This is a genomic window from Streptomyces sp. NPDC060209, assembly GCF_042728155.1.
Lineage (GTDB): Bacteria > Actinomycetota > Actinomycetes > Streptomycetales > Streptomycetaceae > Streptomyces.
Genome location: NZ_JBHWZS010000003.1, coordinates 26,679 through 46,526, shown reverse-complemented (window position 1 = coordinate 46,526; position 19,848 = coordinate 26,679). Strand labels below are relative to the sequence as shown.

18 protein-coding genes and 1 pseudogene are annotated in these 19,848 nt (G+C 67.3%); 7 read left to right on the top strand and 12 right to left on the bottom strand.

Features of this window, described 5'->3' with window-relative positions:
• Window positions 1-50: 50 nt before the first annotated feature.
• Window positions 51-314 carry a phospholipase D-like domain-containing protein gene (locus tag ACFWFI_RS01225; RefSeq protein ID WP_387384087.1) on the top strand — a complete coding sequence of 88 codons (264 nt, stop codon included), beginning with the start codon at window positions 51-53 and terminating at the stop codon, window positions 312-314.
• Window positions 315-1,037: 723 nt separating this feature from the next.
• The gene (locus ACFWFI_RS01220) at window positions 1,038-1,436 is read left to right on the top strand and encodes a hypothetical protein (protein ID WP_387384085.1); all 399 of its coding nucleotides are present in this window, start codon (window positions 1,038-1,040) and stop codon (window positions 1,434-1,436) included.
• A 235-nt stretch (window positions 1,437-1,671) separates the two neighbouring features.
• Here ACFWFI_RS01220 and ACFWFI_RS01215 read toward each other — a convergent pair whose 3' ends face one another.
• Window positions 1,672-2,277 carry a class I SAM-dependent methyltransferase gene (locus tag ACFWFI_RS01215; RefSeq protein WP_387384083.1) on the bottom strand — a complete coding sequence of 202 codons (606 nt, stop codon included), beginning with the start codon at window positions 2,275-2,277 and terminating at the stop codon, window positions 1,672-1,674.
• 23 nt (window positions 2,278-2,300) lie between these two features.
• On the opposite strand from ACFWFI_RS01215, the gene ACFWFI_RS01210 reads away from it, so the two are divergent.
• Both ACFWFI_RS01210 and ACFWFI_RS01205 read left to right on the top strand, forming a co-directional pair.
• The gene (locus tag ACFWFI_RS01210; RefSeq protein ID WP_387384081.1) at window positions 2,301-2,567 is read left to right on the top strand and encodes a hypothetical protein; all 267 of its coding nucleotides are present in this window, start codon (window positions 2,301-2,303) and stop codon (window positions 2,565-2,567) included.
• Window positions 2,564-2,998 carry a hypothetical protein gene (locus ACFWFI_RS01205; protein ID WP_387384079.1) on the top strand — a complete coding sequence of 145 codons (435 nt, stop codon included), beginning with the start codon at window positions 2,564-2,566 and terminating at the stop codon, window positions 2,996-2,998. Before ACFWFI_RS01210 ends, ACFWFI_RS01205 begins: the two co-directional genes overlap by 4 nt.
• 400 nt (window positions 2,999-3,398) lie before the next feature.
• On the opposite strand, the gene ACFWFI_RS01200 is transcribed toward ACFWFI_RS01205, so the two are convergent.
• From ACFWFI_RS01200 to ACFWFI_RS01175, 6 genes are all read right to left on the bottom strand, one after another.
• Window positions 3,399-5,066: a heparinase II/III domain-containing protein gene (locus tag ACFWFI_RS01200; protein ID WP_387384077.1), complete on the bottom strand. Its 1,668-nt coding sequence runs from the start codon at window positions 5,064-5,066 to the stop codon at window positions 3,399-3,401.
• A gap of 73 nt (window positions 5,067-5,139) precedes the next feature.
• The gene (locus ACFWFI_RS01195) at window positions 5,140-5,844 is read right to left on the bottom strand and encodes a hypothetical protein (RefSeq protein WP_387384075.1); all 705 of its coding nucleotides are present in this window, start codon (window positions 5,842-5,844) and stop codon (window positions 5,140-5,142) included.
• Window positions 5,845-5,907: 63 nt separating this feature from the next.
• Entirely contained in the window at window positions 5,908-6,819 is a 912-nt protein-coding gene (locus ACFWFI_RS01190) for a carbohydrate ABC transporter permease (RefSeq protein ID WP_387384073.1), read from the bottom strand.
• A complete protein-coding gene (locus ACFWFI_RS01185; protein WP_387384071.1) occupies window positions 6,816-7,760 on the bottom strand; it encodes a carbohydrate ABC transporter permease in 945 nt (314 codons plus the stop codon). The genes ACFWFI_RS01190 and ACFWFI_RS01185 overlap by 4 nt, the downstream gene beginning before the upstream one ends.
• On the bottom strand, window positions 7,757-9,025 hold the full coding sequence (locus tag ACFWFI_RS01180; protein WP_387384069.1) for an ABC transporter substrate-binding protein: 1,269 nt from the start codon (window positions 9,023-9,025) through the stop codon (window positions 7,757-7,759). The genes ACFWFI_RS01185 and ACFWFI_RS01180 overlap by 4 nt, the downstream gene beginning before the upstream one ends.
• Window positions 9,026-9,077: 52 nt before the next feature.
• The gene (locus ACFWFI_RS01175; RefSeq protein WP_387384067.1) at window positions 9,078-10,097 is read right to left on the bottom strand and encodes a hydroxyacid dehydrogenase; all 1,020 of its coding nucleotides are present in this window, start codon (window positions 10,095-10,097) and stop codon (window positions 9,078-9,080) included.
• 199 nt (window positions 10,098-10,296) lie between these two features.
• Between ACFWFI_RS01175 and ACFWFI_RS01170 the strand changes: the two genes are divergently transcribed.
• Window positions 10,297-11,484 (top strand): substrate-binding domain-containing protein, encoded by a 1,188-nt coding sequence (locus ACFWFI_RS01170; protein ID WP_387384066.1) that lies wholly within the window; start codon window positions 10,297-10,299, stop codon window positions 11,482-11,484.
• A gap of 52 nt (window positions 11,485-11,536) precedes the next feature.
• On the opposite strand, the gene ACFWFI_RS01165 is transcribed toward ACFWFI_RS01170, so the two are convergent.
• Together ACFWFI_RS01165 and ACFWFI_RS01160 are read right to left on the bottom strand one after the other, a co-directional pair.
• Entirely contained in the window at window positions 11,537-14,515 is a 2,979-nt protein-coding gene (locus ACFWFI_RS01165) for a GH59 galactosidase (RefSeq protein ID WP_387384064.1), read from the bottom strand.
• 727 nt (window positions 14,516-15,242) lie between these two features.
• Window positions 15,243-15,653, bottom strand: a complete 411-nt coding sequence (locus tag ACFWFI_RS01160; protein WP_387384062.1) for an FKBP-type peptidyl-prolyl cis-trans isomerase — start codon at window positions 15,651-15,653, stop codon at window positions 15,243-15,245.
• Between the two features lie 360 nt (window positions 15,654-16,013).
• On the opposite strand from ACFWFI_RS01160, the pseudogene ACFWFI_RS01155 reads away from it, so the two are divergent.
• Window positions 16,014-16,267 (top strand): annotated as a pseudogene (locus tag ACFWFI_RS01155) (serine hydrolase); the annotation flags it as partial.
• Between the two features lie 68 nt (window positions 16,268-16,335).
• Here the strand turns inward: ACFWFI_RS01155 and ACFWFI_RS01150 are convergent.
• Window positions 16,336-16,776 (bottom strand): hypothetical protein, encoded by a 441-nt coding sequence (locus tag ACFWFI_RS01150; protein ID WP_387384060.1) that lies wholly within the window; start codon window positions 16,774-16,776, stop codon window positions 16,336-16,338.
• A 142-nt stretch (window positions 16,777-16,918) separates the two neighbouring features.
• Window positions 16,919-17,857 carry a DMT family transporter gene (locus ACFWFI_RS01145; protein ID WP_387384058.1) on the bottom strand — a complete coding sequence of 313 codons (939 nt, stop codon included), beginning with the start codon at window positions 17,855-17,857 and terminating at the stop codon, window positions 16,919-16,921.
• A gap of 65 nt (window positions 17,858-17,922) precedes the next feature.
• On the opposite strand from ACFWFI_RS01145, the gene ACFWFI_RS01140 reads away from it, so the two are divergent.
• On the top strand, window positions 17,923-18,759 hold the full coding sequence (locus ACFWFI_RS01140; RefSeq protein WP_387384056.1) for an AraC family transcriptional regulator: 837 nt from the start codon (window positions 17,923-17,925) through the stop codon (window positions 18,757-18,759).
• Between the two features lie 549 nt (window positions 18,760-19,308).
• On the opposite strand, the gene ACFWFI_RS01135 is transcribed toward ACFWFI_RS01140, so the two are convergent.
• Window positions 19,309-19,770: a hypothetical protein gene (locus tag ACFWFI_RS01135; RefSeq protein WP_387384054.1), complete on the bottom strand. Its 462-nt coding sequence runs from the start codon at window positions 19,768-19,770 to the stop codon at window positions 19,309-19,311.
• Window positions 19,771-19,848 lie beyond the last annotated feature (78 nt).

Genomic DNA, 19,848 nt, shown 5'->3' with positions numbered 1-19,848 from the left:
GACCTTCAACTTGCAACGGAGCTCGACGCTTTGGAAGTCACTGCGGGAAATTGCGCAGCGCGACGAAGTCGCCGTCCGCGTCTACATGGACACCCGGGCCGCCGACGACAGCGGACAACACTGGTCTCCGACGACCGAACAAGTTCCTAGCCATCGATCACCACCTTCTACTGGTGACCAGCGCGAACTTCTCCTGGAGCGCGGAGAACAACAACGTCGAGTTCGGCGTCCTCATCGACAACCCGAACCTCACCGAAGCGGTCGAACGTGAGCTGCGGGAGACTGAAGGGGTCCTGTACGAACGGATCTCCTGACCGTCCGGCATCGCTTTCTCCAACCTGACGCCGCACCCAAGCTGGATTCCCAGACATCCTGGCAATACAACTGCAAGCACCTGATCTGTAGGCTCTGGAGGCGCTCCAGCGCCACCCAGGGGTTGCACTGGCTGCACGACCACGGCCTCATCCACCGGGACATCAAGCCGAGCAAGACCGCACTCGGAGGCCAGTCACCGGCCACCCGCGTCAACAACCCTGCGGGTCAATACACCTAGCGCGCGACCAGGCGAACGCGCGGTTAACGACCTTCGGCAACGCCATCGGAATTGCGGCGTTCATGTCACCCGAGCAATTTGAGGCTAAGCCCCTCACGCCCGCCTCAGACACCTTCTCGCTGGCGTGCACCGTGGTGGCCATGGCCAGGACGGGGAGGCCGCCATTTGAGGCAGCGTCGCCGATGGCGACGGTGGTGGCAATCTGCACTGCGGACCCGGACCTCACGGGAGTAGCCGACGCGCTCACTCCCGTGCTCCGTGCCCGCCTAAGGACCCGGCTAACCGTCCGAACCTGGTCAACATCATCCAAGCGATTCCGGAATCGAGAGGGAGTTGGGGATGATGACGTGTTCACGGATCTCTTCTCCGAGAAGCCCATCTCGGAGCTGCGGGAAGCCCGCTGGATGCGGGCTCTCACACTCTGCGGGCCGTAGTGCTGGCACCCGCCGCCCCGCCTCATAGGACCTCCCTGGAGCTCCCCGCCGTGGTGGCGCAGATGCGAGAGCGCGACAACGAGATCACCGTCGGCTTGGACGAGCACGGCGGAGCGGCGGGCGTCGTCACCTACGAGGATGTCGCCGAGGAACTCCTTGGCAGCATTGAGAACGAGTGCGACACGGCCATCGCCCTCACCGCCCCGACAGAGAGAGCTGGATCATCGACGCGCCACCGCCTGGACAAGATCCCCGAGGTCACCGGCATCGAGCGGCCCGAGGAGGACAACTACGACAACGAAGAACCTGCCGGCACAATGCGCAGGCAGCAGCATGGGACCGCTCTGCACCACCGAAATTCCCCGGCAACCAGCTCCACTCGCGCAGCCGGGGGCCGCCTGACCAGCCACCCAGAGCACCTGACCACCATCAGAACGAGCGTCAAATGAGCGTCAAGACACCGCCGCGAGCGTCATTTCAGCGTCAAGATATCGCCCGTAACGCCCACAATGCACATAACGCACACCGCACGAACCCGCAGGTCAGACGCCCTTTACGGCAGGCTCAAGGATCGCCACGCACTCCACGTGATGCGTCATCGGGAACAGGTGGACGACGATACCCACGGTGCACAGTGGTCCCCAGCCCGCCTGGTGGACGGCAATCAAGACGTCCGGTACGCCCTCACCGACGGTGGACACTGACGGCATACCCGCCGCCGTCGTAAGGGTCGGCATCCCAGGTGGCGAACCGGTCGACGAGGATGAGGCCGGCCGCGGCACAGAAGTCGTCGTAGTCCGACAGTGTGAGGCTGGGCAGCACCGGCAGGTGCGCTTCGTCCAGGCCGAAGCCGGCGACCAGCAGGCCGCCCGGACGCAGTGCCGCGGACAGGTGCTCAACCACCGTGGTCTCGGTACCGGGGGCGAGCAGCGGGAAAATATTGCCCGCAGCAACGACAAGGTCGAAGCCTCCTGCAATGCCGAGCAGGGCCGGCTCGAACTCGGCCAGATCGGACTGGAACCAAGGCAGTCCGGGCGACTGCTTCCGCGCCACTGCCAGCATCGACGCGTCAAGATCCACCCCGACACAGTCGTACCCGAGTTCCGCGAGCCGGATCATGACGCGTCCGGTACCGCACCCGGCGTCCAGCACCCGCGCTCCGACTGGCACGAGAGCCGCACAGAACCGCGCCTCACCGTGCACGTTCTTGCCACTGCGCGCCAGGGTCGCGAATCGTGCGGCGTAGTCCTCCCCGGACGCTTTCCCGGCCAAATCCGTCCAGCGACTCATAAGGCCAACTATAGGGCGCCCGTGTGGCTACGCGAAGAAGCGGCTGGACTCACAGCACTGAAGGCCACATCCCGGAGTCCTTCCAGTCGGAGTCGGGCGGCCTGAAGAACAAAAAGATCGCCGAGTCCGGCACCGAGCGGCTGGTCCTGACGGCCGTCGCCTCATCGAAAACGATGTCTGCCGCGTTCGACGGCGCTGACGAGGAGGGCCGCACCCCATCCGTCCTGCGAGGAGCTGTCCGGCCGATCGTGGTCGCGGGTGGTGGGCAGTCCGGCATGATGCCGGGGTGAGCATCATCGTAGAATTCTTCGCGGCTCCGGACGACGCGTCAGCGGCTCTGGTGCTTCGGACCGGGCCGCGACGCGCATTCGAGTCGCTCTCCTTCGGCAACTTCGACCCCGAAGAGGCTGTGATCGAGTGGGAGTGCTTGTTCTCCGACGTCAGCTTCGAGGAACTCGTCGAGGCTGACGAGCCTCGTCTCGTCGCCGGCCAGGACGATGACGGGTGCCTCGTCTTCGCGATCTCGCCTCGCCTGTCCGCAGCGCTCGCCGAGGCCGAACGGTCCGAGTTGAAGGATGCCGCTGTCGCATGGTCCTTGCAGCGGGCGGAGGACGGCGAGGTCATCGACACGGAGACCGCCTTCCTGATCTTGGGCGATCTGGGTGCTCTCGTCAGCAGTGCCCGACGCCAGGGCCGGAGCGTCTACTGCTGGGTCGCGTAGGGGTTCGGGGCCAAAGCCACCAGGCCGGTGAACACCTGCTCCAAGTGCCGTCGACGACCCACATCCGCAGCCGGCGTCATCGAGGTCGTGTGTCATTCGTCTGTTGCATGATCGGGTCGTTCGGCAACAGGGTCACCGGGTGGTTGTGGCGTCGTGAGCGCGTTCCGTCAGTCGGTCCTCGGATGCATCGCGTGGTACTGCGCGAGCTTCGGCAGGTGGACGGACGCCGGGGTGAAGGAGGTGGAGATCGTTGACCGCTGCTGAAGGTCGTGCCGATCCGCCTCGGTGAGGTTCTCGTGGAGAGCCCGAAGGTCAGGTGCCGGAACGAACCCTCGACCCCAGGAAATCTGCCCCCTCCTCCTGATCCGTTGGCATGCAGGCCTGCCGTTCCCGTACGCCTTCACGCCGGCAGGGGCCCTCCGCTGGTGTCTCCCCGGGGGCCCTCCCCGCCGGCAGCGGAGCCGACGGTGAACCGGAACGGCAACCGGGTCTGCCGCTCAACGAGGTCGAAGGCCAGCCGCAGGAGGTGGACCGTGTCGGGGGCTCCCTCGTGGTCGGTGGTGTGCACCGTTTCGACGTGCGGGACACAGCCTTCCGGCAGGCCGAGGTGGGCCCGTGCCGCGGTTCCGGTCCACACCGCCCCGTCCGCGCGGAGTTCGGGGCGCAGTCGGCTGACGAACACCTCCTCCAGCGGGACCGGGCGTTCTGCCACCACCTCGTCGACGAGCAGCAGTTCCCCGGTGTCGCGGTGCCAGGAGAAGGCGCGGCGCAGTGCTGTCAAGCCGTTCACCTCGTAAGCGCCGGCGAGGTCGAGAGTCAGGTCCGCGCCGTGCGCGTGGACGTGGAGCTTCAGGACCTTGGCCGCGCGGGCGCCGCCCGCGGACTGCTCGCGCGTGTGGACGCGGGGAACGGAGTGCGCGCGCGAGGAGGCGTGCAGGAATGCGTAGCGGGTGGCCTCGTCGAAGTACCCCTTGCGGTACTCGCCGGCGCCCAGGTCGGCGAGCAGCACCTCACCCCGGGCCGCCAGTACGAACTGGCCGAGGTCGTTGTGGTTGTGAGGCTCGGCGTTGTGGCCGCCCTTGGCCGCGAAGGCCACGCCCTGTCCCCGGTCGACCAGCCATGCGAGGTCGGGGAGGTACGCCGTGGGCGGCTCGGGTTCCGGCACGGGGGTGGGGCCCGGGGCGCCCCACCGCAGGGTTCGGGAGAGGTCGGCCCAGTCCCGTGGGAGGTCCGCCCCGCTGTCCGTGGCCTCCACGGCCTCGGCGGGGACCCGGACCCCGAGCCTCCGCGAGAGCTGCCGGGCGAGACCGGCGGGCACGCGAGGCCTTTCCTCCCCGTCCGAGAAGGCGGGGAACAGCCCGCCGCCCAGATGCACCGCCCCCGGAAAGCGGGCGATGGCCGACACCTTGGGGTGCGTGAGCAGATCTTCCCCGGTGAACTCCCGCAGTCCCTCGGCGAAGTAGACGAAGTGCGCGAACCCGAACACCCAGTAGCCCACCCCTTCCGCACAGCCCCCGTCGTCGCCGAAGCCACTGAGGTAGGTGAGTTGGGCGCGTCTGCACCGGTCGAGGACTCGGGTCAGGCGCGGCCCAGGATCCCACAGGGCCAGTGCCGCGAGGCCCACGCAACCGCCGCAGACTGCGGCCCAGTTGTGCGCCCAGCCCTCCCACGGAAGCGGGCGTTCGTCGTCGGCGAGCAGGGACAGCACCCGGCGGTCCACCTGGTCGCGCACGCGGGCGGCGACCCGGGGATCGAGCCGGTCGCCGCAGACCTGGACCGTTTCGGCGAGCAACTGCGCGGTGAGCGCGGCGAACAGGTCGAGGCACTGGTCCATGCCCCGGCCCAAGCGGGTCGCATGCATCTCGTGGGCGGGCAGCGCCCAGGTGTACTCGTCGCAGACGGACCACAACGCGTCGGCCAGTGGGGCGAGTTCGGCTTCCGGGTCGACCAGGGCCTCGGCGGCGAGGGCCGTCACCAGCGCTCGGCGCCGGAAGTACAGCTCCTCGTACGCCAGGCGGTCGCCGTCGTCGTCGAAGCGGCGGTACAAGGAGAACGGCAGGTCCGGCATGCACGTGCTCCGCGCGGAGTCCGCCGCCGACCGGATGCGGGCGTGCAGCCCGCCCTGCCAGTCAGCTTCCAGCTCATGTTGCCGGTTCCACGCCCGACCGGAAGCCGTCGGTGACATCACGCCTCCCTTCTCGTACGACAGGATCGCTCGCCGCGCCCCGATCGCTGAGGACCACCATGACCCGGCAGTTGCGCCACACCACGAACAGCACGCACCCGGGCAACACCGCGAGCCCCAACAGCGGCGCCTGGTTGACGAGCAACAGGACCACGATCCCCAGTACGAGGTTCATCAGGGCCGGCAGCCCGTGACGGAGCACTGCGTACGGCGCCAGCAGGAAGAGCCGCCGCCCGATGTCCCCTCCCCCGGCCACGTGCGTGAGCGCGACCGGCCAGGCCGCGGCAGCCACCAGCGCGACCACCACCGCCATCGGTACGACCGCCGTACCCAGCGCGGATGCTCGCAGGGTCACGACATCCACGACGGCCGCGATCACGAGCAGCACGAAGGGTGCCGAGACCAGCACCGCTCGCCGGAACAGCTGTCGGTATGCCCGGGCGAACAGCCTTACCGGCGCCTGCTCCTCCCCGGTTGTCGCGCCGAGATACGCGAACGCGGCGGCGAGGGACGGCCCCGGCAGCATCAGCAGCAACAGCCCGAAGAACACAGGGTGCCGCCAGGGCTGATGGGTCACCTGCAGCGCGGCCAGCAGGGGCAGATTCGTCACGGCGACCCCGAGGTTGACGACCAGGACACGGTGGACGTGCGCCCAGATCAATTCCCAGGAACCGTAAGCGACATTGAGTCGCGGTCGCCGGCTCCCCTCCGTCCTCTCCACCCCTCAGCCCTTCACACCGGTCGTCGCGATGCCTCGCACGAAGTAGCGCTGGCCGAGCAGGAACACCGCCAGGACCGGCGCCAGGGAGAGCACCGAACCCGTCATGATCATCGCCGATTCCGCGTCGTACTGCCCGATGAAGGCGCGCAGCCCCAGCTGCACGGTCCACAGGCGGTTGTCGGTGAGGTAGATGAACGGGCCCATGTAGTCGTTCCAGGTGTTCACGAACGTCAGCAGCGCGAGGCTCGCGAGCGCCGGCTTGGACAGCGGAAGCACGATCCGCGCCCAGATTCCGTACTCGGTCAGGCCGTCGAGGCGGGCCGCCTCGCTGATCTCGTCCGGGATCGTCAGATAGAACTGCCGCATCAGGAAGACTCCGAACGCGCCGAACGCCTGCAGAAGGATGAGCGACGTGTACGAGTTCACCAGGCCGAACTTCTGCATGATCACGTACTGCGGCACCATGTACGCCTGCCACGGCACTGCGATCGTCGCGATGTAGCCGGTGAACAGCAGATCCCGGCCCGGGAAGCGCATCTTGGCGAAGCCGTACGCCGCGAAGCTGCCGGTGAGCACCTGCAGAAACGTGATCACGATACTCAGGAAGAACGAATTGCCGAGGTAGGCGGCGAACGGCACTCGCGTCCAGATGGTAGTGAAATTCTCCCATTTGAACTCTTCGGGGATCCACTGGATCGGCACCGTGAAGACATCGCGGTCATCCTTGACCGACGAGATCAGCATCCAGAAGAACGGCAGGAGAACCGCCAGGGCCACCACGGCGAGAAGCACATACAGGGCGATCTGCCCGGTGACCGCCGCCGCGCCGCCGCGGGCACGGGACTCCGCAGGCGGGCCTGCGGGAGCGGGGTCCGTGGGCGCGTTGCTGTCCTTGCGCAGCACGGTGGTACTCATCGCTCGCTCCTTCGCTGCATCAGGAACTGGATCACCGTGATCACCAGGCAGATCAGGAAGAGCACGAGGGAGACCGCCGAGGCGTAGCCGAAGCGGCCCTGCGTGATGCCCTCACGGAAGATCAGCTGGGACAGGACGAGGGTGGAGCGGCCCGGCCCGCCCTCGGTCATGACCTGCACCAGGTCGAAGACCTTGAAGCTGGAGACCGTGATCATCACGGTGACGAAGAAGGTCGTGGGCCGAAGCCCCGGCAGGGTGACGTGCCAGAACCGCTGCCAGGCGCCAGCGCCGTCCATGCGGGCCGCCTCGTACAGCTCGGCCGGGACGGTCTGCAGTCCGGCCAGGAACAGCACCATGTAGTAGCCCATGTCCCGCCACACGCTCGTGATGATCAGCGCAGGCATCGCCCAGTCCTGGGAGCTGGTCCAGCCCGGCGGGTGGTCGATGCCGAGGAACGTCAGGAACTGGTTGACCGGCCCCGACTCGGGACTCAGCAACATGTTCCACACCACGGCGACGGCGACGAGCGAGGTGATGTACGGAAAGAAGAAGGCGGTCCGCAGGACGTGTACGCCGCGCAGCTTCTGGTTGAGCAGCACGGCGAGGCCGAGCGAGACCACGAGGGTGAGCGGGATGTGTCCTGCCGCGTAGTACAGGGTGTTCTGCAGCGCGGCCCAGAAGTTGGAGTCGGTCCACAGCCGCTGGAAGTTGTCCAGGCCCGCCCACTTCGGGGTGGAGTAGGAGTCCCAGTCGGTGAAGGAGATCGCGAGCGCGCCGATCACCGGGATGAGGGTGAGGGCGGCGAACCCGAGGAAGTTCGGCAGGATGAACGACCAGCCGACCAGGAGGTTGCGGCGCCTCCGGCGCTTGGCAGCGGCCTCATGGGCCGCGGAAGCGCCGTCGGACGCGTGCCGGGGGGCGGGGGGTGCGACGACACTCACTGGACTTCGTCCTTCACACGCTTGTCCATCTCCTTGATGCCCTCGTCGACGGACTTCTCGCCGCTCATGACCATCTCGTGCTCCTCCTTGAGGATCTGGTCGATGTCGGAGGTCTTGTCACTGACCGGCATCTCCAGCTGCACCGTCGTCGGCTGCATCGTCCTGCGGGACAGGGCGTCGGCCGGCATGCCGTCGACGGAGAAGAAGGTGTCGAGGATCTTGTCGCTGGTGTACGCGGGCGTGACGCCGATCTTCGCGACTGCGGCGGCGCCCTGCGGGCCTGACGCCCAGGTGACGAACTTCTTGGCGGCGTCCGCGTTGTGGGCCTTCTTGTTGACGGCGAACGCGGTCGGCGAACCGAAGGTGACGTTCTTGCCGTCGTTCTTGACCTGCGGCATCGGCGCCATGCCCCAGTTGATGTCGTTCTTGCCCTGCGCCTTCTCGGCGAGCAGCGCGGCCGCCCACCACGAGCCCATCGGGACCATGGCGGCCTTGCCGGTGGTCAGCTGCGAGTCGTAGGTGATCTGGTTGCTGGAGGCTGTGGAGAACGGCAGGGTCGCCTTCGCCTTCTGCAGTCCGATGGCCATCTCGTACTGGTCCTTGAAGAACGCGTAGTCGCCGCCGAGCTGGTCACCGCCGGTCTGCGCTGAGGAGATCGCCTGGACGACGGAGCGCCAGGTGTGCAGGTAGGTGCCGTAGACCTTGTCGGAGCCGGAGCCCTTGGTGAACTCCTTCGCGAGCTTCGCGTAGTCGTCCCAGGTCAGCTTGGACAGGTCTTCCTTGCCGATCATGTCCTTGTTGTAGAAGAGGACCCAGAAGTCCGAGCGGTAGGGCAGCGCGTAGTACTCGTCCTTGAGGTTGTAGTCGTCGAGGCCGGAGTACGACGCCTTGTCCAGCTTCGCCGCCTCGTCGGTCAGCGACAGGAGCTGGTCGCGGGTGGCGTAGCGGGCGTAGTCGGTGACGTTCTTCATGGTCAGGACGTCGGTGGTGTCACCGCCCGCAAGCATGGTGGTGACCTTCTCCGGGTAGTTGTCGGCGAGGATGTCGACCGGCTGGACGTCGATGCCGGGGTTCTCGGCCTCGAAGCCGTCGATCAGGGCCTTGAACTCGGGCGTGGTCTTGTAGTTCCACAACGCGATCTTCACGACGGTCTTGCCCTTGGACGACGAGGTGCTGTCCGTGCCGCTGGCGTCGCAGGCGGTGGCAGTGAGGGTCGCGGCGACGACCAACGGCGCGATACGGGCGAGGTTCTTCGTCAACTTCATTGAGGCGGCTCTCCTTTGAGCGGTTGGGGACGGTGGAGCAAGTGGATCGGGGTCAGGCGCTCAGGCCCAGGGCCCAGCTCTCCGCGGTGATCTCGGCCCTCAGCGGCTTGCCGGCGACCCAGCGGGCGAGCTCGTCGAGGACGTGGTCGGTCAGCCGGCCGATCTCGGTGCCCAGGGACCCGGCGATGTGCGGCGTGATCATCACGCGGGCGAGGCGGCGCAACGGCGAGTCGGCGGGCAGCGGTTCGGGATCGGTGACGTCGAGGATCGCGAAGAGCCGGCGGGCAGCGCACTCGGCGGCCAGCGCGTCGGGGTCGACGAGCGAGCCGCGCGCGGTGTTGATGACCGTCGCGAAGTCGGGCAGCATGCGCAGCTGTTCGGCGCCGATGAGGTGGTGGGTCTCGGGCAGCTCGGGGGCGTGTACGGACAGCGCGTGGACCCGAGGCAGCATCTCCTCCAGCGGTACGAGCCTCGCACCGGCCCGCGCCACCTCCTCCGGGTCGGCGTAGGGGTCGGCCACCAGGCAGGTGGTGCCGCGCAGCACCTGCAGCAGCTCGACGACCTGACGGCCGATCCGCGAGAAGCCGACGATGCCGACGGTCCGCCGGAAGTTGGACAGGTCGCCGTAACCGGCGACCGAGCCCCAGCCCCCGTACGCGCGCTGCTCGTCGGCGGCGAGGAACGGGACCTTCTTCCCGGCGAAGATGATCGCGGCGAGGGTGTACTCCGCCACCGGTACGGCGTTGGCGCCGGCGGCGCTGGCCACCCGGATCCCGCGCCGCCACACCTCCTGCCCGACCAGGTCGCGCACGCTGCCCGCCCCGTGCAGCACTGCCCGAAGGCGGGGTGCCGCGGCGAGCCGCTGCGGCGTGAGGGCGGGCGCTCCCCACGACGTGAGCAGCACTTCGGCGCGGGCCAGGCGTTCGCGCGACCGTGCGCTGTCGAGGTCGTCCGTCCAGCAGGGCTCGTCCAGGGTCACGAGGTCGGCGAGGCGACCCAGCCGGTCCTGATCGAAGTGTGCCTCGAAGCTGGACCTGCTCATCACGACCAGAGCGCGGGCCTTGGTCTGCATGCGGTGCGGGCTCCTCTGTCTTTGGGCCCCCGCTCAAACAGCAGGTGCCATCCGTGTTTCCGGCGAGTTCCAGCCAGAAGACGCTGAGTCAGAGATAGTGGTCACCCACACAGACCCACCAGAGCTCGACCACGGACGAAACGAGCCGAACACACTCGAACATCGCCCGGGCTCAGCACCGGACGGGAGGGGATTCGCCATGACGTCGACACGGCTCACCGGGCCCGAGGGACCCGCGGGATCTTCCGCGAGGGCCGACCAGCTGTTCGCGCTGCAACGCCGCGAACGGCTGATGGACCAGCTGCGGCTGCACGGCGCTGTTCGCGTACGCGAACTCGCGCAGGACCTCTCGGTCAGCGAGCTCACGATCAGGCGCGACATCGCGGCGCTGGCCGAGCGCGGCCTGCTGACCCGGGTGCACGGCGGGGCCACGCTGCCCTCCGCCCTGGAACAGGAGCCTGTGCGCCGGAGGCGGCTCGCGATGCCCGCGTTCACGATCGGGATGGTGGTCCCCTCGCTGGACTTCTACTGGCCTCACATCGTCAGTGGCGTCCGCAACGCCGCGGCGGCGCACGGCGTAAACGTCCAGCTGCGGGGCTCCAGTTACGACCAGGCGGAGGACCGCCGACAGATCGTCCGGCTGACCGAATCCGGGCAGGTGCAGGGGTTGCTCCTCGCGCCGAACCTGGAGGGCCCCGGCATGCACGAGATGATCGACTGGATCGGGAAGCTGCCGGTCCCCGTGGTCTTCGTGGAGCGCAACACGCCCGACTGGACCCCGACGCCGCACCAGCTCGAATGGGTGCGCAGCGATCACGCGACCGGGCTGGAGATGGCGGTCCGGCATCTGCACACGCTCGGCCACCGCAATATCGGGCTCGTGCTGTCCAAGGGCAGCCCCACCTCGGCGCACCTCGCCGTGGGGTGGCACCGCGCCTGCGCCGAACTCGGTCTGTCCGCCGACTTGCTGATACGTGAGAGCGTTGCCCTCGACGTCCCGGGACACCGCCGGATCATCGGTGACATCCTGGAAGGCTGCCGCCGCTCCCGCATCACCGCGCTCATCGTGCACAGCGACCCCGACGCACTCTCGGTGGTCCAGTACCTGACCGAGCAGGGCATCCGTGTCCCCGACGACCTGGCGATCGTCAGCTACGACGACGAGGTCGCCCATCTCGCCGACCCGGCAATCACAGCAGTACGGCCGCCCAAGGCGCTCGTGGGCCGCACGGCCGTCGAGATGATGCTGGCGCGCCTGCTCGAAGGCAGCCGCCGCCCGGCCCAACGGGTGCTCATCCTGCCGGAGTTGATGATTCGCGCCTCGTCGCTACCGGCCGCACCGCACTCCGCGCACCCGCCCATGACGCGGCGCCGCGAACCGGCCTGAGCGGCCCCGGTGAGGCCTCCGCCGGGACCGCTCGCCCTTGTACGAGAGCTGTCTACTGCGCGGCGTCCTCCTTGCGCTCCAACTGGTCGTACGCCGATCGCAGCCTGCTCGCGAGCTGCTCGACGCCGAGGGTGTCGAGGCCGTCCTGTCCGGCCGCGGCGGACTTCGCGGCGGCGACGGCATGCGTGAACACGTGCCACGACGCGGCCGTGTACGTCCCCTGCTCCGGCGTCGCGACGTCCGCGAGGGCACGGCGGATCGGTGCCGTGTCGACCTCGCCGTCCTCCTCGTGAGAGGCGGAGATGGTGTTGAGGGCGTCGAGGACGAGCGTCCCCGACTTCAGGACGAACCTCACCCGGTGCTTGCCGTCCGGCAGGCCGCGCAGCGCGTACGCCGCGAGGCGCTTGTCGGTGGCGGCGGTCCTCGCGTCCCTGGCGACGAGCTCGCCGTCGACGTAGACGTCGAGGACGGCGCTGCCGTCGTTGCCGCCGATGACGTCGACCCCCGTACCGCGGAACGGGACGGTGAAGGATGCGCCGGCCGTCGTGCTGGTCGACGTCGAGCGGTACCAGTCCATCGCGTCGCCGAGCGAGGCCTTCCGGCTCCACGTGCCCTCGTACGTGACGGCACTGTCCATGTTGTCCAACTGCGCGCTGGCGTACGGCGTGTAGCCGTCGACCCTCTCGACCTTCAGATTGTCGAAGCCCGTCCTCTGGTAGCCGCTCCCGAGCTTGACGCGGCCCTCGGTCTCCGGCGTCGGGTCGTCGTAGGCCGCCACCGCCTTGCCGTCGACGAAGGCGGTGACCTTCGCCCCCTTCGCCTCGACAGCGAGGCGGTACCCCTCGGCCGCCGCGACCTTGCCCTGCGCGCGGACCGTGCCGTACTCGTGGAACGTCCAGGCGCCGTCGGAACCGATGCGCAGGTTGTAGGCCGCGTCGCTGATCGCCATGCCCTTCTGCTGGCGCACGCCCAGGGCCGCGAGACCGCCGTCCGGGTCGGGGAAGGAGACGTCGACGGACGCCTTGTAGTTCTCCCAGCGGAAGTCGCCGACCGTGGTGTTGGGGGTGTTCTTGTTCCAGGCGGCGGTGTCCTTCATGGACTGGTCCATGTACTGGTACAGCACTCCGTCGCCGCCCACCTCCCATGCGCCGGTCTGGTCGACCATGTAGCGGGGCTGGTTCCCGCGCGAGGCGAGGTACGGCTGGAGCGTTCTGCCGACCTTGACCTTCCCCTCTTCGTCGTACGCGAAGTCGTCCGCGTACAGGTACGTGTCATGGGTGTCGCCGCGCTTACCGCTCTCGTCGCTGTCGAGGACGGCGCGCTCCCCGGACTCGGGCAGGCGCTCCTTCGTGGACGGGTCGGCGCTCTTGTCGAGCGTGGTCAGGGTGGTGATGGACCTCGGCTTCACGGTGTACGTGTACGCACCGTCGGCATCCGGCCGGATCTCGTCGACCAGCCGCTTGAAGTTGGCGTCGTAGCGCTGCCCGGCGTCGGCCGCTCGGGTCTCCCACACCTCCATCGTGCGGTCCTTGCCGAGCCGCAGGTTCTCAGCCTTGATCCGGTAGGTCTTCGGCTGATCGCTGTCGTTGACGACGACGGTCGAGAAGTCCTTCTTCTCGGGATCGGCGAGCGTCATGTAGCTGGGGGCGCCGTTGGAGCCGTCGAGATTCTCGGTGCCGCTCACCCCGCTGTAGCTGGCTTCGGGAACCGTGCGCCAGATTCCCGCCGTGTTCGTGTCGTTCTCCCAGCCCGTCCTCGCGAACCCGGTGAACTGCTGCATCACGTACAGCGCCGCGTCGTAGTGGAGATATCCCGACCACGGGTCGCGTGCGCTGACCAGTTCCTTGTGGCTGTACTGGGCGCCCTCGTAGAAGGAACCGATCGCCGGCTGGAAGATGTAGTGGGTGCGCTTGGAATTCGCGTAACTCTTGACGAGGCGGTTGGCGACGTCGAGAGCGCTCTGCACGCCGCCGATTCCGGTGCTGGCACCGGTGGGGCCTTCGGTGTTGTTGACGCGGTAGTCGGTGTAGCCGAACGAGGCGGTCCCCTCGCTGTACCAGACCTCCTTGTCCTGGCCGTACGTGTTGTCGCCGGTCGCCAGCTTCGTGTACGGCAGATATGTGGAGCTGTCTGCGGCGCCCTCGCGCCGGTCCTCCGTTGTGTAGTGGTAGCCCGCCGCGTCGACGATCCCGAAGAGATCGGCGTCGCTGAGCATCGTCGGGCCCATGTTGAGGGTGTTGTTCTCGTCGGAGGCCACGATTTTGATGCGCTGGTAGGCCTTGGCGACGGCTTCCCGCTCGCCGGCCGGAATTCCGTAGCGCTCGCTCGCGAAGTCCGTGTCGTTCACGACCGCGTTCTTGTACCACTTGACGAACGAGATGTCCGGCGAGCGGGTCTCGTTCTTGTCCGGGTTGACATAATCGATCATGTACCCGTACTTCTCGTAGACGTCGAGGACGGTCTCCTTGTACCAGCGATACATCTCGTCGGTGCCGGTGCCCTTGTTCCATTCCAGCTGGACCCATTGGGGCATTTCCCAGCGCAGAATTGAGACCTTGAGCTTCCGGTTGACCGTCTTGGCGTCGGCGGCCAGCTGGAAGCCCGGTGAGCGGGAGGCGTCGGCGAGCTCGTCCCGTGTGCGCATGGTCGCCGGGTCGGCGCCGGTCGAGGTGTTCGTGTCCGACCCCATCTCGACCTTGACGTGATTGATGAGGGGATTCCCACCGCCGAACAGGACTCGGATGAGCTGCCAGTACCGCTCGGGGTGCTCGGCCTTGTAGTCCATCAGCAAATTGCTCGTGCTGTTGCAGCTGAGCACGCCGAGACCTTTGTACGTCAGGCCGTTCACGTTGTCGGCACGCACGTCGTCACCGTCGACCACGACCTCGACCGGGTCGTCCGCCGCATGCGTGGGAGGCGCCGCGACCAGTCCCGTCCCCAGCGTCACGACTGCGGCCGCGGCGAGCGACACCCATCTCAGCCTTCTCTGCGCACGCGTCTTCATCTGCGTGCGCGTCATCTGTATACGCATCCAGCTTCGTTTCCTTTGCCTCGTCTGCCTCGTCCTGGCTCGGGCGCGGGAACATGACACAACGACGCCGTTCAAGCCCTCTACGGTTCGCCCGCACACGACCACACTCATTCGCACTCGAACATCCGGGTCGGGCGCCGCGCTACTCGTCGTCGAACGGCCGATTCACCTCCACCGCCTGCCGGTTGAAGGCAGCGCGACACTCTCCGGCGGATCGAGATGGCTCGCCTGAAGACCACCTGGGCCGGCGACGGTCCGGCCCGACGGCGATGGCCGGCCCGTCGTGGTGGTCGTGCGTCCAGGGCTACCGCTGCGCTTCGGGATGGACCGGGAGGATGCCGTCACCGTCACGGCGGCGTACGGCTTCGCCGCGGAGGAGGCCGACATGGGGAGCTGGCACTCCAAGCCGTACTCGGTGGCGAGTCGAGCTCCTCAAGCCCAGGCGGGTGGCCTGGAGCCGACCGGGGGAAAGTGCTACTTCGTCGAAGGCGCGGGCCTGACGTTTGTGCTGGTCGATGGCGTACTCGGCCCGCAGGTAACCCATGAGGGCATCCGTCTGATCGGTCGCGTACCGTCGGAGCTTTTCCAAGACATGGAACTTACGCGACCGAGCACGACGACGGCCTCCGATCCTGCCCAGGCGGATGCACGTGGAAGGTCTGTCGATGAGTGCATCTGTCCTTCACGTGGAAGCGACAGGGCCCCCAGCCCCTCAGGAGCGCCAGGTTCAGGCCGAGCCGGGCCTCGCTCCGGCGGGCCCGCCCACCACCGTGAGCAGGTCCACGACGAAGATCAGCGTCGAGCCCGCCGGGATCAACGGAGAGGGTGACTGCCTGCCGTAACCGAGACGCGGGGGAATGATGATCTCGCGCCGGCCGCCGACCTTCATTCCCCTTACCCCCCGGTCCCAGCCCTTGATGACCTTGCCACCGCCCACGGCGAACTTGAACGGCCGGTCCCGCTCCCAGGAGGAGTCGAACTCCTTTCCGGACGCGAACGTGACCCCTACATAGTGAACCTGGACCACCCTGCCCGGCTGCGCCTCGGGTCCATCGCCGACCACGAGGTCCCGGATCGTCAACTCGGTGGTCGCGACACCCTCCGGAACCTCGACACTGGGCTTCGTCAGTTCGCTCATCACGGTCCCATCGCTCGCCACCGGAATCCCTCGCACGGGCCGACCGGACACATGGACATTCCATGCGGCAGGCGATCACGCTACGGCAATGGCCGTGCTCCAAGGTGCACCCGGGCTCCGGAGGCGGGTCAAGGACCGATCGATGCGCGGGAGGCAGCCGTCCAACGGCTGCGCCCCACTGCGATGCGCTGCAGGGCGACTTCTTCGTCCACGAGGAGGCGGACCGCCGCATCGCCTCGGGCGGCGTGAACGGGCTGGACACACTGCTGGTCGCCGCCTGCCCGGTACTGCCACTGCGTGGACCGGCCTGCCCACGTCACTACGCCGGCCGACGGGATTCCCACGGCGAACAGGGAGACCATGACATACGCAATCGACCGCATTGAGCGGCTGCTTCGTGAAAGCGTCCGGGACTGGGTCTATCCAGGCGCCGCGTGGGACGTCGGTGACGCCACCGGCATCCGCACGTCTGACACCGCCGGCATCCTCGACCGACGAGCCGAGTGCTGTTCTGGCCGGAGGTAGCAGCAGGCCGCATGCTCGGAGCGGTGGCCGCCCGCCAGCTGCTGACCCAAACGACCGGTGTCCCACTGCCGGCTCAGCTGAAGAACCTCGACCAGGACCTTGGCGTGGGTACTCTTCAGGCGCGTGAAGCTGAGCCTGTCACGGGCGCCTGCCGCCATCATGCCAATGTGGCGCGAAGTTCCTGCATAGCTGAGTGATAGTCACTTCTTACGGGATCCTCCACCGTAAGTCGCGAAAGGTCTCGCTCGGCGAGCTCTTGAGCCAGACCGAGGACTGCATATGCAAGATCCTCGAGCCTGGACTTTCCCAGCAGCTCACCCCTGGCCGATACCGATACGAGTCCCTTGTTGCCCCGCTTGAAGTCGAGCCGAAGCGATGTGTCGGAACCCGCGAACGAAACCGTTCTCCTCTCACCGGCGAGGAGTTCCCTGAGAGAGTCAAGCAAGAGAGTCACGGACAGATAGATCATCATCCCCTGGTCGGGAGTATGACCAGCCGACCCCACCGTTCCGCTTTCCCCCTCACAGACGATATCCCCTAGATCGAACCCACTCGGCTCCCCCTGCCCCGAGCGTACAGAGAACATCATTTTGATCACGGGCTATAACTCTTTCCTACCGGTAAAGGGTGATGACACGATTTCCGTCCATAGAACCCACGACGTCCCGTCCGGGCGAGAGCCGACGAGTCAGTCACCTACTTCCATCCCGGTAGCGCGTTTTCCTTGGTAGGGGTGCCGTTCAGAGAGTGCGGCTGGTCTTCGGTGCCACGGGTGCGTGGTGCCGGGACGGACGGTCCTGAAGGGCGGCGAGTACAGCTCCTGCCGACAGGATCAAGGCGCCCACCGCCTGGAGCGCGGCGAAGGACTCTCCGAGGAACACGGTGCCACACACCGTGTTGACCACTGGGACCGTGAACATCATCATCGACGCCGAGGCCGGTCCGACGGCCCCCACTCCCCGGTAATACAGCAGGTTCGCGACGGCGGCTGCCCCCAGGGCCAGGTAGACGACGTTCAGCCAGACACCCGTCGGCAGGCCGGACCAGTCGACGTCCGGCAGGTCCGGCGCGGCGAGCACCCCCAAAAGTACAGCCCCCGTACATGTGGCGTACGCGGTGGCGCTCAGCGGGTCGATGCCGGACAGCACGCGGGGGCCGGCGAGCGTGAACGCGGCCCAGCAGACCGCGCTCAGGAGGAACAGTGCGTCTCCAGCAAGTCTCGACGGGTACTGCTGCGCGCTGCCCCCTGCGCCGAGGAAGAAAATGGCCGCCCCTGCCAACCCCAGCGCCAGACCCGCCAATCGCCCCGCTGACACCCGGCCCCGTCCGGTCAACAGCAGAAACAAGCTGGTCAATACGGGGCTCATGACGGGAATCAAGATGCCTGCGTCCAGAGACGGTGCGAGCGAGAGCCCCCAGAAGAAGCAGCCGTTGTAGGCGAAGACCCCGAGAACACCCGCCGAAGCGGCACGCCGACGGGCGCGCGGCGCCGGCTTTCCGCCGCCGAAGACCTTTACCGCAACCAGGAGAACCAGTGCGGCTCCACCGAAACGCAACAGGGCGGCCACCGAGTGCGGCACGTGCTCCACGACGGACTTGGAGCTGGAAAATGCACTACCCCACAGCACCATGGTGATCGACAGCATCAGATACGGGCTGGCGCCCTTTTCCCTCGACATGGTCCGACCCTCGCGGACCGGGACCAGTCTGTCTTGAACGCTGGTGCGCTCCGCATAATGCCTTCATGACCGAAGGCGATCACTGGGCGCGGTACTGGCGCGACGACGACCATCAAGTGGAAGCAATGCAGGCGCACTTCCTCGACCATGTCTATCCGCCGCACAGTCACGACACCTACTCCTTCGGCATCACTGACGCCGGTGCCCAGCGCTTCCGCTGCCGGGGAGCCGTACACACCAGCGGTGCCGGCATGGTGATGGCCTTCAACCCGGATGAGGTCCACGACGGCCGGGCAGCCGCGGAACTGGGGTACCACTACCGGATCGTGCACATCGGGCCATCCGTTGTAAGTGACGTGCTCGTCGACGCCACCGAAGGGCGCTTCCGTGCGCTGCCCCTGTTCCCGAATCCAGTGCTGACCGACCAAGCGCTGGCCGACTCCCTCGCCCGGCTGCACGCCGTGCTCATCAGCGACGCGGACCCACTGGTGCGCGATGAGCGACTGACCGCAGCAGTCATCGCCATGGCGCGCCGGGGCGCGTCCCACGCGCGCCCGCAGATGCTGCCTCGCGTGCCCACCGACCGCGCGCGTCGCGAAGCTGCCCGTCGGGCCCGGGCGATGCTGGACGACACCTACCTGCAGCCGTTGTCCGCCGAACAACTGGCGCAGGCCTCCGGCTGCAGCCGGTACGCCCTCTACCGTGCGTTCCGGACGGAGTTCGGCCTCGCACCGAGCGACTACCGCAGACAGGTGCGCCTGCGTCACGGGCGTGCACTGCTCAGGAACGGGCTCACACCTGCCGAGGCTGCCTCGGCCACCGGCTTCGCCGACCAAGCGCACTTCAGCCGCTGGTTCCACCGGGTGTACGGCATCACACCCGGTGTCTTCCGACGCGCCTGAGCGATGGCCCACGGCGGTCCGCAAGGTCTTTAAAGCCTGAACCAGCGCGGGAAGCGGGGGCAGCGACGCCTCGGCCGCACGGTTGAGGCGGTGGGCTTCACTGCTGGTGGAGGCGTTCTCGGGGTCGCCAGGATGCGACGGGCTACATCTCGTACCACCTCGGAGGCGTGCGGGTTCAGTTCGACGTGGTCGACCTGGCCTGCCATGACCTTTCGCACGTACTGGTGCCGGGCCGTCCAGTTCCCATCTCTCTCACCGACTGCGTACGGTCCGAGGTCGGCGACCGCCGCTAGGCACTGTCCGGCGGTTCATGGCCGGAGCAATAGACGGATCGCTGCTGCGGTACCTGTGCCGTGGAAGGCGTAGGCCCGCATCCGCAGCGGGTGGCGACCGTGCGGGAGTCTTCAGATCGGTTGATGGTCGGCTCGACTTCGTTGCTGCGCCGGACAGTGGTGGGACGTCGTCCATTTCCGGGACCCGCGGGCCTTGCGGGCGCCGGCCGCATGCTGATGAGCCCGACCGGGCAGGCCTCATGTGGCGCATTCCTGGTCACATGGGAGCCTCAGGCGGCATGTAGTGATTCAAGTAATCCTGCAGCCACGGCTCGATCGGTGGCGGTTCACGGTCGTTGACCGCATGCCAGAGGCGGTTCTCGATCCAGAACCGATGGGCAAACTCCTCGAACGACGGCGCACACCACAGAATCGCGGCCCTCTGCTCCTCCGCATCCTCGAGATCGGTCTGTGCCTCTTCCCCGTCGCGCCGCGCTTCGTACTCGGCCTCGTAGTCGAGGTCGGAGTACACCACGAACGCCTCGCTTCGCGGACGGAGGTAGAGGTACCAGATGACGCAGTCCTGCTGATCCCGGAAGAACCGCACCAGGAAGGCACCGGGCTCGACCGGACTGGGCAGCGGGTCCGAAAGATTCGTCCAGCACCCAGTTACCGAAACTTCGTCCAGCGAGCCGTACAGATTCTCGGTGGTCTGGAAGGTGACGAAATCCCGCGGCAAGGCGAGGCCTTTGGCGGCCAGGCGAACGGTGCCTGATACGGCACTAGCTCACCAACTTGCTTCCCAGCAGTCCGGACG

Coding starts and splice junctions, on each gene's coding strand:
- ACFWFI_RS01215 (WP_387384083.1), bottom strand. CDS start 2,277: ATGAGTCGCTGGACGGATTTGGCCGGGAAAGCGTCCGGGGAGGACTAC.
- ACFWFI_RS01200 (WP_387384077.1), bottom strand. CDS start 5,066: ATGCCGGACCTGCCGTTCTCCTTGTACCGCCGCTTCGACGACGACGGC.
- ACFWFI_RS01190 (WP_387384073.1), bottom strand. CDS start 6,819: ATGAGTACCACCGTGCTGCGCAAGGACAGCAACGCGCCCACGGACCCC.
- ACFWFI_RS01180 (WP_387384069.1), bottom strand. CDS start 9,025: ATGAAGTTGACGAAGAACCTCGCCCGTATCGCGCCGTTGGTCGTCGCC.
- ACFWFI_RS01175 (WP_387384067.1), bottom strand. CDS start 10,097: ATGCAGACCAAGGCCCGCGCTCTGGTCGTGATGAGCAGGTCCAGCTTC.
- ACFWFI_RS01170 (WP_387384066.1), top strand. CDS start 10,297: ATGACGTCGACACGGCTCACCGGGCCCGAGGGACCCGCGGGATCTTCC.
- ACFWFI_RS01165 (WP_387384064.1), bottom strand. CDS start 14,515: ATGCGTATACAGATGACGCGCACGCAGATGAAGACGCGTGCGCAGAGA.
- ACFWFI_RS01160 (WP_387384062.1), bottom strand. CDS start 15,653: ATGAGCGAACTGACGAAGCCCAGTGTCGAGGTTCCGGAGGGTGTCGCG.
- ACFWFI_RS01145 (WP_387384058.1), bottom strand. CDS start 17,857: ATGTCGAGGGAAAAGGGCGCCAGCCCGTATCTGATGCTGTCGATCACC.
- ACFWFI_RS01140 (WP_387384056.1), top strand. CDS start 17,923: ATGACCGAAGGCGATCACTGGGCGCGGTACTGGCGCGACGACGACCAT.